Genomic DNA, 13,323 nt, shown 5'->3' with positions numbered 1-13,323 from the left:
GGATTTTTGATGCGGACGACAGTGGGCAGCGCGGCGCTTTTGCTCGCCACGGCGCTGGTGCCGGGGCTTGGTGCGGCGCAGGAGAGTGCCGATACGATTTATTCCGGTGGCCCGATCCTGACGATCGACGATGCGACCCCCAGCGCCGAAGCGGTGGCGGTGCTGGATGGCAAGATCGTTGCGGTAGGCAGCATGGAGGAGGTCTCGGCGCTGAAGGGCGAGGCCACGCAGATGTTCGAACTGGGCGGTCGGGCGATGCTGCCCGGGTTTGTCGACAGCCACGGGCATGTGGTGCTGGGAGGCATTCAGGCGCTTTCGGCCAATATGCTGGCGCCGCCCGACGGCGATGTGACCGATGTCGCCAGCCTGCAGCAGGGGCTGCGCGACTGGGCCGAGAAAAACCGCGAGGCGGTGGAGGCGGTGAACCTGATCATCGGCTTTGGCTATGACAACGCGCAATTGGCCGAGTTACGCCATCCCACGCGCGACGATCTGGATGCGGTGTCCACCGAGGTGCCGATCCTGATCATCCATCAGTCGGGCCATCTGGGCGTGGCGAACTCCAAGGCGCTCGAGATCGCCGGGATCACCGAGGCATCGGAAAACCCTCCGGGCGGGGTGATCCGCCGCGGCGCGGACGGGCGGCCCAATGGGGTGCTCGAGGAATACGCCTTCTTTGGCACGTTGGTGCCGCTGCTGGGGCAGCTTGGGCCGGAGGGGTTCAAGACCTTCGCCAAGGCGGGGGCCGAGATGTGGGCCAGCTTTGGCTACACCACCGGGCAGGAGGGCCGCTCGAGCGCGGGCAATGTCGAGGCGCTGCGGGCGGTGGATGCGGCGGGAGATCTGCCGATCGACGTGGTGGCCTTTCCCGATGTGCTGGAGGCGCGGGATTTCATCGAGGCGAACGTTTCGCAAGAGTATGACGGCCACGTGCGGGTGGGTGGCTGCAAACTGACCATCGATGGCTCGCCGCAGGGGTTCACCGCGCTGCGCGACCGGCCCTATTACGATCCGGTCGGGGATTACCCGCCGGGCTACAAGGGCTATGCGGCGATCACCGAAGAGCAGGTGGCGGATGCGGTGGATTGGTGCTTTGACCACGACTACCAGATCCTCACCCATGCCAATGGCGAAGGCGCGTCGGACATGCTGATCGCGGCGATTGCCGCGGCGGAAGAGAAATACGGGGCGCCCACCAACCGCCCGGTGCTGGTGCACGGCCAGTTCCTGCGCGAGGATCAGGTGGACAGCATCCAGAAGCTGGGCATCTTCCCCTCGCTCTTTCCCATGCACACCTATTACTGGGGCGATTGGCACCGCGATCATACCGTGGGGCCGGTGAATGCCGACAATATCTCGCCCACCGGCTGGGTGCGGCAGCGCGGGATGATGTTCGGCTCGCATCACGATGCGCCGGTGGCCTTTCCCGACAGCATGCGGATCCTCTCGGCCACGGTGACCCGGCGCACGCGCTCGGGCGACATCCTTGGCCCTGCGCAGCGGGTGAGCGTGATGGACGCGCTGAAGGCGCTGACCATCTGGCCCGCGTGGCAGCATTTCGAAGAGGACAGCAAGGGCTCGATCGAAGTGGGCAAGCGGGCGGATTTCGTGATCCTGTCGGACGACCCGATGGCGGTGGACCCCGAGACGCTGGCCGAGATCGACGTGCTGGCGACGATCAAGGACGGTGCCGTGGTCTATGAGGCCGCGGAGGGCGAGCAGAAGACCGAGCTGCGGGACCGGACCTTCCTTGGGGGGCCGGAGATGGGCCACGAGATTCTGCACGCGATGTATGAGGCGATGAGCGAAGGCTAGGGCCGGGCGCACGAGCTTCTCAAACAAAAAAGGCGCGGAGGGTCTCCGCGCCTTTTTTCGTGTTTCCTAGAGGTGGGCCAGATCAGGCCGAGGCATGCGCCCTGCCGCGGTTGCCGCCGCCACCACCGCCGCTGCGACGGCCGCGGCCTCCGCGCGAGCGGCGCGCGCCGCCGGGCTTGCCCGCGGATTTGCCGCCGCCGGGACGGCCCTGACCGCCCCCATTGCCGCCGCGCCCACGGCGCTGGCCGCCTGCGGGCTCTGCCGGGCGCTCGCCGCCGAGCGTGGTGATCTGCTGGCCGATCAGCTTTTCGATGCCGCGCAGATCGCCCATCTCTTCGACGCCGCAGAAGCTGACGGCGCGGCCATCACGACCGGCGCGCGCGGTGCGGCCGATGCGGTGCACGTAGTTGTCGGCCACATTCGGCAGGTCGAAGTTGTAGACGTGGCGCACGTCGGGGATGTCGATGCCGCGGGCCGCCACATCGGTGGCCACCAGCACGCGCATCTCGCCTTTGCGGAAGGCATCGAGCGCGCGGTTGCGCTGGCCCTGGCTCTTGTTGCCGTGGATCGCGCCAACGGCGAAACCGGCCTGGTCGAGCTTGCGCGAGAGTTTCTCGGCACCGTGCTTGGTGCGGCAGAAGACCAGCGCCAGCTCGTCGCGGTGATCGTCGAGCAGCCCGGTGAGGGTCTCGATCCGCTTGGGGGTTTCGACGAAGATCACCGATTGCTCGATCTTGTCGGCGGTCTTGCCCGGAGGGGCGACCTCGATGCGCACCGGATCGTTGAGATAGGCGCTGGCGATCTCGTTCATCTGCTTGGGCATGGTGGCCGAGAACAGCAGCGTCTGGCGCTGGCTGGGCAGGTCGCGGGCGATGCGGCGCAGCGCGTGGATGAAGCCGAGGTCGAGCATCTGGTCGGCCTCGTCGAGCACGAAATGGCTGACTTGGTCGAGCTTCAGCGCGCCGCGGTCCATCAGGTCGATGAGACGGCCCGGCGTGGCGATGAGCAGATGCGTGCCCTTTTCCAGCTTGCGCGACTGCACGTTGATCGAGTTGCCGCCAACGACCAGCGTCAGGCGCAGGTGCGCGTCTTTCAGCACCGACGACAGCGTGTCGTGGATCTGCGCGGCCAGCTCGCGGGTCGGGGCAAGGATCAGCGCCTGCGCCGATTTCGGGGCGCAGCGCGTGTTGCTGCCAAGCAGCGCATCGGCGATGGGCAGGCCGAAGGCAAAGGTCTTGCCGGTGCCGGTCTGGGCGAGGCCCATCACGTCGCGGCCAGCCATCGCCTCGGGAATGGCGCGCTGCTGGATCGGGGTGGGGTCCGTCAGGTTCTGATCGGCAAGGCGCGCGAGGAGGGCGGGGCGGAGCCCCAGCGTGTCGAATGTCATGAATGTCCTTTCGGGAGGGCCGTCTGAGGGCCGCTGTCCCATGGAGGTATGAGAGGAGGAGGCGTCTCTGGCACAAAGGGAGGCGGCGAGAGGCGCAAAGAACGTGTCGGGCTGCGACGGGAGGGGTTGCGATCGGACCGGGGGCCGGATTGCCCCGCTGCGGCGATCGCGAGAGCCCCTTCGCGACATCAGGCCCTGAAGGTCAGGACACCCAACGCGGGAAAACTGGCATCGCAGGCACGGAGCCTTGGGCCCCGGCCGGTAAGGAACCGGCGATCACGAGGGGCTAAATGGGGCCAATCGGCGGAAAAGTCAATGCTGGCGATGACGAGGGGTCATGCGCGGCAGATCGGCGACGAACGGCGCGCAGAATGCATGACACGATATTGGTCGTTGCAATTTCCGCCGCAACAGCGCATCTACAGCGCGCTACTGAATTTCGTTTCCTGATTCCTCTACGGCTCAGCATTCGACGTTGAGACGCCAAGTCGCTGCGCTTTGTGGGCGACACAGATAGAGGAATACAACCATGGCAACTGGTACCGTCAAGTGGTTCAACACCACCAAAGGCTTCGGCTTCATCGCACCCGATGGCGGCTCGAAAGACGTTTTCGTGCACATCTCGGCTGTTGAGCGTTCGGGCCTCACCGGCCTGGCCGACAACCAGAAAGTGTCGTTCGACATCGAAGCAGGCCGTGACGGCCGCGAGTCGGCGGTGAACCTGGAACTGGTGTAAGCCGGTTTAGGCAGGGATTTAGCCTTGCCAAGAGTTTCGAAAGAGCGGGCCTTCGGGTCCGCTCTTTTGCTTTTGGGGGTGGCTTGTTTGCCCGGATTTGCCCGGAACAAGCGCGCAGCGCGGCGGGCGAGCGCCTGCCCGTCCCGGCGGGCTGGCGTTTTTTCACCGCTATGCAGCGTTCGGGCCTCCTGCGGAGATGGCCAAGATAAAGCGCGCATGCCGCAGGTTGGCAGCGCCATCCCACGGGCAGGCGCTCCCCCGGCCCGCTCCGCTCACACCCCCGCGCGCTGGGCGCCTGCGGCGATGGCGGCGCGGAGCTTGCGTTCGAGCATCTTCTGCTTGGATGGGGTGAAGTACTTCAGCCCGAACATGTCCTTCACGTAGAAGGTGTCGACCACCTGCTCGCCGTAGGTCGCGATGACCGCCGAGACGATGTAGACATGGCTTTCGGACAGGGTGCGCGTCAGATCGTAGAGCAGCCCCGGACGGTCGCGCGTGTCGACCTCAATGATCGTATAGATGTCCGAGCCCTCGTTGTCGAAGCTGATCGAGGTGGGCACTTTGAAGGCCTGCTCGCGTTTCTTCAGCGGGCCGCGGGATTCGATCGCCTCGCGCGGTTTGACCTCGCCCATCAGCGTCTTGCGGATCATCTCGCGCAGGCGGGGCAGGCGGGCCTCGTCGTAGGGCGTGCCGTCGGCGTCCTGAATCCAGAAGGCGGCGGTGGCGTAGCCGTCCTTGGAGGTGAAGGTGCGCGCGTCCACGACGTTGGCGCCGACCAGCGACAGCGCCCCGGCGAGCCGGGCGAAGATCCCGGGATGATCCTGCAGGGCAAAGCAGGCGCGGGTGGCGTCGCGGTCCTCGTCGGGGTGGATGTCGATCTTGATCTCGTCATCCTGAATGTCCTGCAGCATGCGGGCAAAGACCTCATGCGCGGTGACATGCAGCCCCTGCCAGTACGCCTCGTAGTGGCGGCTGGTCTCGGTGCGCAGGTCCTTGGCTTCCCATGTGGCAAGCGCCTCGCGCAGGGCCTTCTTGGCCTCGGCGCCGCGGTTCTCGCGGTTGAGCGCCTCCATGCCGTCCTCGAGCCCGCGGCGGGTCTGCCGGTAGAGCGCGCGCAGCAGCGCCGCCTTCCAGTTGTTCCACACGTCCGGGCCGACGCCGCGGATGTCGCAGACGGTGAGCACGGTCAGCAGGTCGAGCCGCTCGCGCGTTTGCACCGCCTTGGCGAAATCGCGCACGGTGCGCGGGTCGGCGATGTCGCGTTTCTGCGCCATGTCGGACATCAGCAGGTGATAGCGCACCAGCCATTCCACCGTCGCGCTTTCCTGCTTGGTGAGGCCGAGGCGCGGGGCGACCTTGCGGGCGATCTGCGCGCCCAGCACGGCGTGATCCTCGTCGCGCCCTTTGCCGATGTCATGCAGCAGAAGCGCGGTGTAGAGCACCTTGCGGTTCAGCCCCTCGCGCAGGATCTCGGAGGAGACGGGCAGGTCCTCGACCATCTCGCCATGCTCGATGTGCGACAGGTTGCCGATGCATTGGATGGTGTGCTCGTCCACCGTGTAGCTGTGGTACATGTTGAACTGCATCATCGCCACGATCGGTTCGAACTCGGGGATGAAGGCGGCGAGCACGCCAAGCTCGTTCATCCGCCGCAGCGAGCGTTCGGGGTTGCCGTGCTTGAGCAGCAGATCCATGAAGATGCGCTGCGCCTCGCGGTCATGGCGCATCTCGTCGTCGATGAGATGCAGGTTGGCCTTCACCAGACGCATGGCGTCGGGATGCAGCAAGAGGCCGGTGCGCAGCCCTTCCTCGAAGAAGCGCAGGATGTTGATCTTGTCCGACAGGAAGGCGACCGGATCGACGATGGCGAGGCGGTTGTGCACCACCTCATAGCCGTCCTTCACATTGGGCCCGCGCTTGAACATGCGCAGCAGCAGCGGCGCGTCCTTCTGCTGCTCGGCCTCCAGCGAGGTGAGGAAGATGCGGGTGATGTCGCCCACCGAGGTGGCGTGGCGGAAATAATCCTGCATGAACCACTCCACCGCGCGGCGTCCGCCGCGGTCGGTGTAGCCCATGCGCTCGGCCACTTCGACCTGCATGTCGAAGGTCAGCTGTTCGACCGCGCGGTTCGAGGCGAGATGCATGTGGCAGCGGGTGGCCCAGAGGAATTCTTCGGCCTTGTAGAAGGTGCGGTATTCCTCGGGGCTGAACACGCCGAGCCGCACCAGATCCTCGGTGTCGTCGGTGTGGTGGATGTATTTGGTGATCCAGTAGAGCGACTGCAGGTCGCGCAGCCCGCCCTTGCCCTCTTTGACGTTGGGCTCGACCACATAGCGCAGACCCTGCTTGCGGTGCCGCGCGTCGCGCTCTTCGAGCTTGGCGGCGACGAAGGCGCGCTCGGTGCCCTTGAACAGATCGTCCCAGAGGCGCTGTTCCAGCTCGTCCGCGAGGGTCTTCTCGCCGGTCAGATAGCGATGCTCGAGCATGGCGGTGCGGATGGTGAAATCCTCGCCGCCGAGCCGCAGGCAGTCTTTCACCGTGCGCGAGGCATGGCCGACCTTCAGCTTCAGATCCCACAGCATGTAGAGCATCGACTCGATGACGCTCTCGGCCCAGGGGGTGATTTTATGCGGAGTCAGGAACAGCAGGTCGACGTCCGAGAAGGGCGCCATCTCGCCGCGGCCATAGCCGCCCACCGCCAGCACCGAGAGGCGCTCGCCCTTGGTGGGGTTGGGGTTGCGGTGCAGATATTGCGTGGCGACGTCAAAGCAGATGCGGACCATGCCATCGGTGACCCATGTGTAGGCATGGGTGACGGGGAAGGCATTGTGCGGCTGCTCGGCAAACAGCCGGGCGATGGTGGCGCGGCTCTCGTCGCGGGCGGCGGAGAGGAGTTTCACCACTGCGGAGCGAACAGCGCCTTCGCCGCCCTCTTCGGGGAGAGCGGCGAAGACCCGGGCCCGCAGGCCCGCGATGTCGAAGATCTCGGTGGCCGGGGCGATCAGATCGTCTGGCAGATCGCCCGTCAGAGCTTCGTGTGTTTCAGAAACCGGCGCCTGAGAAACTGGAGGGGGCAGGGTCAAGAATCGTTACCTGGCTGTTCTGGATGGTTGCGACGGCGAGCCCACGCTCGTTGGTGCCGTCCGATTTCAGCCTGAATACACCGCCCGTGCCTTGGAAACCAGCGGACTGGGTGAGGGCGCGGCCGGTGAGGGCGTCACTGCGGCCCTGTTCCACCAATGCGCCCACCGCGGCGATGCCATCGAAGGCAAGACCGGCGAGCGGGTGCGGCTCGGCGCCATAGGCGGCGCGGTAGCGGGCGTTGAAATTGCGCTGCATGCTCTGATCGGGCATGGCGAACCACGCCCCCTCGGCGCCGGGGTAGCTGTAGAGCTGCGGCGCCACATCCCAGCGGGTCAGGCCGATGTACTGGGTGGTGGCCGGGTTCACGCCGGACTCGGGCATGATCTGCAGCAGCAGCGGCATGGCGGCATTGGTCGCATCCGAGGTGATGAACACCGATTGCGCGCCGGAGCTGCCGATGATGTTGCCCATCTGCTGCGCGGTGTTGGTCACCCCTTCGACGCTGAGCGGATAGGGCTGCTCTGCCACCACCGAGACGCCATTGCGCGCGGCGGCCTGACCGATCGCGGTGCGGCCAAACTCGCCCGGCACGTCCTGCGAATAGAGCACGGCGACCGAATTGATGCCGCGGCGGGTGCCGTAGCCCATCAGCCGGTCGGCGGTGTTGGTGAAGGTCGGCCCGAGGATGAAAAGATTGCCGCCCGCGATGGAGGCGTTGTTGGAGAAGGACAGCACGTTGACGCCCTCGTCGGCAACCACCTTGGAGGCCTCGACGGCGGTCTCGCCGCGCAGCGGGCCGAGGATGATGCGTGCACCGTCGTCGACCGCACGCTGGGCCTGAGACGCGGCCTGCGCGGGCAGACCTGCGGTGTCATAGACCGCCAGATCGATCTGCGCGCCGCCAAGATCGGCGATCGCCAGTCGCGCGGCGTTTTCCAGATCGCGCGCCACGGCGGCGGCCGCGGGATCGGACTGCGGCACCAGCAGCGCCACGCGCACCGTCTCACCGGGGTTGATGCTGGGACCGCCGCTGCTGGCGGAGCTCAGATCGGTCATCGTCGAGACGTCACAAGCACCGAGCAGCGCGGCAGTCGCGAGCACGGTCATCGGGCGCAGCGCCTTGCGGGCGCGGGCGAAAACGGCGAACATTGGTGGCTGGCTCCCTCGTTGACGCGCATGGCGTAATTCACCATGAGCATTTGAGGGCAATCATAGAGCAGCAAAGGACCGGGTCCAGTGATGAATCCCGAAAGAAGCGGTTTGGCGCCGGGTTTATACCTCGTGTCGACGCCGATCGGAAACGCCCGCGACATCACCCTGCGCGCGCTCGACACGCTGCGCGACGCGGATGTGCTCGCGGCGGAAGATACGCGCAGTCTCAAGCGGTTGATGGAAATCCACGGCATTCCGCTGGGCGAGCGCCCCTGCCTCGCCTACCACGACCACAATGGCGGCAAGATGCGGCCGCGGCTGCTGGCGATGCTGGCCGAGGGCAAGTCGCTGGCCTATGCCTCCGAAGCGGGCACGCCGATGATCTCGGACCCGGGCTTCGATCTGGCGCGCGCGGCAAGGGCCGAGGGCATCGCGGTGACGGCGGCGCCCGGCGCCGCGGCGGTGATCACCGCGCTGACCGTCGCAGGGCTGCCCACCGACCGTTTTCTCTTTGCGGGCTTCCTGCCCAACGCCAAGGGTGCCCGCCGCAATGCGCTGGCGGCGCTGAAGCAGGAGAAGGCGACGCTGGCCTTTTACGAATCCCCCAAGCGGCTCGGGGCGATGCTCGCCGATGCGGCGCTGGCGCTTGGCGGCAGCCGGCCCGCGGCGGTCTGCCGGGAGCTGACCAAGAAGTTCGAAGAGGTGCGCGAGGGCACGCTGGACGAGCTTGCCGAGGCCTATGCCGAGACCCCGCCGAAGGGCGAGATCGTGGTGCTGATCGGCAAGGGGGATTCGGAAAAAATTAGCGACTCTGTTCTAGAAGAGGATCTGAAGGAGGTGCTGGGCGAGATGTCGGTGCGGGATGCGGCGGACCATGTGGCGCAGAAACATGGGATTGCGCGGCGACCGGTCTACCAGCTTGCTTTGACGCTTTCGAAGGACGCCGAATAGCGTCGGGTTGACAGAGCTGTGTTGGGGCGAAATCGGTCGGGTAGGGTAGGATAAATTCGGGGTGTGAATGTCACTGCATGCGTCTCAGATGGAGTTTGATTTTGCCGCCCCGGTGGTGCCCCGCGCGGCGCGCGCTGTGCCGAACGGTGCCCGCCTTGCGCCTGCAGAGGCCTGCAGGCGCCGCACCCGCGGCGAGGTCAGCTATCATGCGGGTCTTGCGGCGGAGGATCAGGTGGCGCGCGACTTCGAGCGACGGGGCTATCCGCTGCTGCGCCGGCGCTGGCGCGGCCGGAGCGGCGAGATTGACCTGATCTTTGGCGATGGCGAGGGTTTTGTCTTTGTCGAGGTGAAGGCCAGCTGGAGTTTCGATCAGGCGCTCGAGCATCTGCGCTGGCCTCAAATCCGGCGCCTGCAAAAAACGGCCGAGGAATTTGTTGGCACGCAGCCCCGTGGCGCGCTGAGCGATATGCGCTTCGATGTGGCCTTGCTCAATCGGCATGGCATGCTGCGGGTCATCGAAAACGCCATCGGCCCGTGAGCAGCGTCTTGCGGCGTCTCTGTCATGCCGAAGCTGCTGATGTGGTTGAGCGCATTGAGCAGGCGATGGGGCGGGTGTTGAGGCCAAGCCGGACCGGGCTGGCATTGCGCCTCGGGCGTGGCTGCGCCATGTATGGCGAAAGTCACGCGCGGAGACCGCCATGAAAATTGCCTTTCAGATGGACCCGATCGGGTCCGTGAACATCAATGCCGACAGCACCTTCCGCCTTGCCGAAGAGGCGCAGGCGCGTGGCCACGAGCTGTTCTACTACGGGCCGGATGACCTTGCTTACGAAGAAGGCCGGATCACCGCGCGCGGCCATTGGATGACCGTCCAGCGCGTTGCCGAGCAGCCGGCGGTGCTGGGCCCGAAAGAGGCTGTCGATCTGGCGGATGTGGATGTGGTCTGGCTACGGCAGGACCCGCCGTTCGACATGCATTACATCACCACGACGCATCTGCTCGACCGTCTCGCGCCGGGTACGCTGGTGGTCAATGATCCGTTCTGGGTGCGCAACTTTCCCGAAAAGCTGCTGGTGCTCAACTTCCCCGAACTGACCCCGCCGACCACGATCGCGCGTGATCTCGGGACCATCAAGGCCTTCAAAGAGCGGCATGGTGACGTGATCCTCAAGCCGCTTTACGGCAACGGCGGCGCGGGGGTGTTCCGCCTCGATCAGAACGACCGCAACCTCAGCTCGCTGCATGAGCTGTTCACCGGATTTTCGCGCGAGCCGCTCATCGTGCAGAAATATCTTCCGGCGGTGAGCAAGGGCGACAAGCGGGTCATTCTCGTCGACGGCGAGCCGGTGGGGGCGATCAACCGCGTTCCGGCGGCAGGCGAGGTGCGCTCGAACATGCATGTGGGCGGCCGGCCCGAGAAGGTCGAGCTGACCGAGCGCGATCGCGAGATTTGCGCCACTATCGGCCCGGTGCTGAAGGAAAAGGGGCAGGTCTTCGTCGGGATCGACGTGATCGGGGACTGGCTGACCGAGATCAATGTGACCTCGCCCACCGGCATCCAAGAGCTTGAGCGCTTCGACGGGATCAATGTCGCCGCCAAGGTTTGGGAGGCGATCGAGGCCAAATGCGGCTGATCGGAACGGCCTAGGGCGGCCCGCCAATTCGGGGCGTCTTGGTGGAGGCTGCGAGATGAGCCTGCAACTCGAGGCGCTCAATTTGGGATTGCGGCTGGTCGCCAAGCGGCGGCTGGCAAGGACGCTGGGCCCCGAAGAGGCCGAGCGCGATCTCGCCGCTCACGCCCCGCGGCTGATGCGGCAACCGCCGCTGCTGCTCCACCTGCGGCGACCGGGCGGGCTGCATTGGATCAGCGCGGGGCCCTGCGCGCCGCGGCGGGTGATCCTTTATCTACATGGCGGCGGGTATATCTCCGGCAGCCCGCGCACCCATCAGGGGGTGATGGCGCGGCTGTCGAAACTTTCCGGCGTCGAGGTCTGCGCGCCCGAGTATCCTTTGGCCCAGCATGCGCCGTTTCCCGCCGCCTTCGAGGCCGCCTGCGCCGCATGGACGCGGCTGGAACGGCTGGGCTACGGGCCGGGGCAGATCGCTCTGGCCGGGGATTCGGCGGGCGGCGGGCTGGCGCTTTGCCTGCTTGCGCATCTGTGCGGGCAAGGCAGCGCTCCGGCGGGGGCGGTGGTCTTTTCGCCCTGGACCGATTTGGCGATGACCGGCGCGAGCCTGACACGCAACGCGGCGCGCGACCCCTTTTTGCCGGCGCGGCGCATCGGGGAACTGGTCGAGATCGTTGCAGGAAGCGCTGCGCGGCAGGACCCGCGGATGTCGCCGCTTTATGGCGCGTTTCCCGGCTGCCCGCCGGTGCGCCTGTGTTGGTCGGAGACGGAGATCCTTGCCGACGACGGCAGCCGCATGGCCGCCCGGCTGCGCGCGGCAGGTGCGGCGGTCGAGGTCGAGACCCATCCCGCCGCCCCGCACGCATGGCCGGTGTTTGACGGCTGGCTGCCCGAGGCGCGCGCCACGCTGCGCCGCGCGGCGGTGTTCGTTCAGGGCGTGCTGCGCGAGACCAGCCGGTAGCTCAACGCCTCGGCCACATGCGGGCGGCGGATCGCCTCTGTGCCTTCGAGGTCGGCGAGGGTGCGGGACACCCGCAGCACCCGGTGATAGCCGCGCATCGACAGGCCGAAACGCTCTGCGGCCCGCAACAGCAGCGCGCGCCCCTCGGCGTCGGGGGCGGCGATCTCGTCGAGCAGCCGTCCGTCGACATCCGCATTGGTGCGCAGCCTCGGGTGCCCGGCATAGCGCGCGGCCTGACGGGCGCGGGCGGCGGTGACACGCGCGGCGATTGTGGCGCTGTCCTCGCCGCCGGGCGGCAGGGCCATCTCTTCGATGGTGACCGGCGGCACCTCGAGGCGCAGATCGAAGCGGTCCATCAGCGGGCCGGAGATGCGTCCGAGATAGTCCTCCGAGCAGAGCGGCGCGCGTGAGCAGGCCCGGGCCGGATCGCCAGCGTGGCCGCATTTGCACGGGTTGGCCGCGGCGACGAGCAGAAAGCGGCAGGGGTAGGTGACATGGGCATTGGCGCGCGAGACGGTGATCTCGCCGGTTTCGAGCGGCTGGCGCAGCCCGTCGAGCACGTTGCGCGGGAACTCCGGCAGTTCGTCCATGAACAGCACGCCATTGTGGGCGAGGCTGATTTGCCCGGGGCGCGCGCCACGTCCGCCGCCGGTGAGCGCCGCCATCGAGGCGGTGTGATGCGGCTGCTGGAACGGGCGCACCATCGAGAGCCGTCCCTCTGAAAGCTCCCCGGCCAGCGAGCGGATCATCGCGGTCTCCAGCGCCTCGGCGGCGCTGAGCGGCGGCATCAGGCCGGGCAGACGCCGCGCCAGCATGGATTTACCAGTACCGGGCGGGCCGGTGAACAGCAGGTGGTGACGCCCGGCGGCGGCGATCTCGAGCCCGCGTTTGGCCCGCTCCTGCCCGCTGACGTCGCGCAGGTCAGGACCGGGGGCAGCGGTTTCGGCAGCGCCGGGGCGTGCGGGCTCCAGCGGTCCGGCGCCGGTGAAATGGCGGATCGCTTCCGAGAGGCTGGCGGCGGCGAGCACGCGGCAGGCCTCGACCCAGGCAGCCTCGGGGCCGCAGGCTGCCGGGCAGAGCAGGCTGCGTTGCTCTGCGGCGGCGGTCAGGGCGGCGGGCAGCGCCCCCGGCACGGCGACCAGCGTGCCATCGAGGCTGAGCTCGCCGAGGGCAACGGCGGTGGCGAGCTCATCGGCGGGGATCACCTCGAGCGCGGCCAGCAGGCCGAGCGCGATGGGCAGATCGAAATGCGAGCCCTCTTTCGGCAGATCGGCAGGTGAGAGGTTCACGGTGATGCGTTTGGACGGCAGAGCGATGGCGAGCGCCTGCAACGCCGCGCGGATCCGCTCGCGCGCCTCGGACACGGCCTTATCCGGCAGGCCGACGATGGCAAACCCCGGCACGCCGGGGGTTACCGCGCACTGAACCTCGACGGTGCGCGCCTCGACCCCGTCGAAGGCGACGGTATAGGCGCAGGCCGCCATGGCATCCCCCCTCGCTGGCCGCTCGCTGTTACGGAGAGCTTGTCGGATCAGATGTTTAGGTTTGGTTAAGCACGATCACTTCTGGAGCGCTGGCGCGCGGAGGATCGCCGGTTTGGCGGTGGAAA

General features: G+C 67.0%; 11 protein-coding genes. 7 read left to right on the top strand and 4 right to left on the bottom strand.

Annotation, left to right across the window (positions count from 1 at the left end; translation table 11 throughout):
• Positions 1 to 9 precede the first annotated feature (9 nt).
• Positions 10 to 1,815: an amidohydrolase gene (locus tag AYJ57_RS05825; RefSeq protein WP_066102493.1), complete on the top strand. Its 1,806-nt coding sequence runs from the start codon at positions 10 to 12 to the stop codon at positions 1,813 to 1,815.
• A gap of 82 nt (positions 1,816 to 1,897) precedes the next feature.
• On the opposite strand, the gene AYJ57_RS05820 is transcribed toward AYJ57_RS05825, so the two are convergent.
• Positions 1,898 to 3,202 (bottom strand): DEAD/DEAH box helicase, encoded by a 1,305-nt coding sequence (locus AYJ57_RS05820; RefSeq protein WP_066102489.1) that lies wholly within the window; start codon positions 3,200 to 3,202, stop codon positions 1,898 to 1,900.
• Positions 3,203 to 3,517: 315 nt separating this feature from the next.
• Between AYJ57_RS05820 and AYJ57_RS26550 the strand changes: the two genes are divergently transcribed.
• Together AYJ57_RS26550 and AYJ57_RS05815 are read left to right on the top strand one after the other, a co-directional pair.
• Positions 3,518 to 3,652 (top strand): hypothetical protein, encoded by a 135-nt coding sequence (locus AYJ57_RS26550; protein ID WP_257784697.1) that lies wholly within the window; start codon positions 3,518 to 3,520, stop codon positions 3,650 to 3,652.
• A gap of 79 nt (positions 3,653 to 3,731) precedes the next feature.
• On the top strand, positions 3,732 to 3,938 hold the full coding sequence (locus tag AYJ57_RS05815; RefSeq protein WP_066102486.1) for a cold-shock protein: 207 nt from the start codon (positions 3,732 to 3,734) through the stop codon (positions 3,936 to 3,938).
• 272 nt (positions 3,939 to 4,210) lie between these two features.
• On the opposite strand, the gene AYJ57_RS05810 is transcribed toward AYJ57_RS05815, so the two are convergent.
• Entirely contained in the window at positions 4,211 to 7,021 is a 2,811-nt protein-coding gene (locus tag AYJ57_RS05810) for a [protein-PII] uridylyltransferase (RefSeq protein WP_066102483.1), read from the bottom strand.
• Positions 6,981 to 8,171, bottom strand: coding sequence for a penicillin-binding protein activator (locus AYJ57_RS05805; protein WP_066102480.1), 1,191 nt, complete (start codon positions 8,169 to 8,171; stop codon positions 6,981 to 6,983). The genes AYJ57_RS05810 and AYJ57_RS05805 overlap by 41 nt, the downstream gene beginning before the upstream one ends.
• Before the next feature lie 90 nt (positions 8,172 to 8,261).
• Here AYJ57_RS05805 and rsmI point away from each other — a divergent pair, with 90 nt between their 5' ends.
• The 4 genes from rsmI to AYJ57_RS05785 all read left to right on the top strand — a co-directional run bounded on the left by rsmI (position 8,262) and on the right by AYJ57_RS05785 (position 11,714).
• A complete protein-coding gene (gene rsmI, locus AYJ57_RS05800; protein ID WP_066102477.1) occupies positions 8,262 to 9,125 on the top strand; it encodes a 16S rRNA (cytidine(1402)-2'-O)-methyltransferase in 864 nt (287 codons plus the stop codon).
• 232 nt (positions 9,126 to 9,357) lie between these two features.
• The gene (locus AYJ57_RS26610) at positions 9,358 to 9,663 is read left to right on the top strand and encodes a YraN family protein (RefSeq protein ID WP_335740011.1); all 306 of its coding nucleotides are present in this window, start codon (positions 9,358 to 9,360) and stop codon (positions 9,661 to 9,663) included.
• Between the two features lie 160 nt (positions 9,664 to 9,823).
• The gene (gene gshB, locus AYJ57_RS05790) at positions 9,824 to 10,759 is read left to right on the top strand and encodes a glutathione synthase (RefSeq protein WP_066102474.1); all 936 of its coding nucleotides are present in this window, start codon (positions 9,824 to 9,826) and stop codon (positions 10,757 to 10,759) included.
• A gap of 55 nt (positions 10,760 to 10,814) precedes the next feature.
• On the top strand, positions 10,815 to 11,714 hold the full coding sequence (locus AYJ57_RS05785) for an alpha/beta hydrolase fold domain-containing protein (RefSeq protein WP_066102471.1): 900 nt from the start codon (positions 10,815 to 10,817) through the stop codon (positions 11,712 to 11,714).
• Here AYJ57_RS05785 and AYJ57_RS05780 read toward each other — a convergent pair.
• The gene (locus tag AYJ57_RS05780; protein WP_066102468.1) at positions 11,684 to 13,198 is read right to left on the bottom strand and encodes a YifB family Mg chelatase-like AAA ATPase; all 1,515 of its coding nucleotides are present in this window, start codon (positions 13,196 to 13,198) and stop codon (positions 11,684 to 11,686) included. The genes AYJ57_RS05785 and AYJ57_RS05780 overlap by 31 nt on opposite strands.
• Between the last annotated feature and the right edge of the window lie 125 nt (positions 13,199 to 13,323).

This window comes from Salipiger sp. CCB-MM3, assembly GCF_001687105.1.
Taxonomy (GTDB): domain Bacteria; phylum Pseudomonadota; class Alphaproteobacteria; order Rhodobacterales; family Rhodobacteraceae; genus Salipiger.
The sequence above is the reverse complement of the archived record's forward strand: the minus strand, read 5'-3'. Positions and strand labels throughout refer to the sequence as shown.

Coding starts and splice junctions, on each gene's coding strand:
- AYJ57_RS05825 (WP_066102493.1), top strand. CDS start 10: ATGCGGACGACAGTGGGCAGCGCGGCGCTTTTGCTCGCCACGGCGCTG.
- AYJ57_RS05820 (WP_066102489.1), bottom strand. CDS start 3,202: ATGACATTCGACACGCTGGGGCTCCGCCCCGCCCTCCTCGCGCGCCTT.
- AYJ57_RS26550 (WP_257784697.1), top strand. CDS start 3,518: ATGCTGGCGATGACGAGGGGTCATGCGCGGCAGATCGGCGACGAACGG.
- AYJ57_RS05815 (WP_066102486.1), top strand. CDS start 3,732: ATGGCAACTGGTACCGTCAAGTGGTTCAACACCACCAAAGGCTTCGGC.
- AYJ57_RS05805 (WP_066102480.1), bottom strand. CDS start 8,171: ATGTTCGCCGTTTTCGCCCGCGCCCGCAAGGCGCTGCGCCCGATGACC.
- rsmI (WP_066102477.1), top strand. CDS start 8,262: ATGAATCCCGAAAGAAGCGGTTTGGCGCCGGGTTTATACCTCGTGTCG.
- gshB (WP_066102474.1), top strand. CDS start 9,824: ATGAAAATTGCCTTTCAGATGGACCCGATCGGGTCCGTGAACATCAAT.
- AYJ57_RS05785 (WP_066102471.1), top strand. CDS start 10,815: ATGAGCCTGCAACTCGAGGCGCTCAATTTGGGATTGCGGCTGGTCGCC.
- AYJ57_RS05780 (WP_066102468.1), bottom strand. CDS start 13,198: ATGGCGGCCTGCGCCTATACCGTCGCCTTCGACGGGGTCGAGGCGCGC.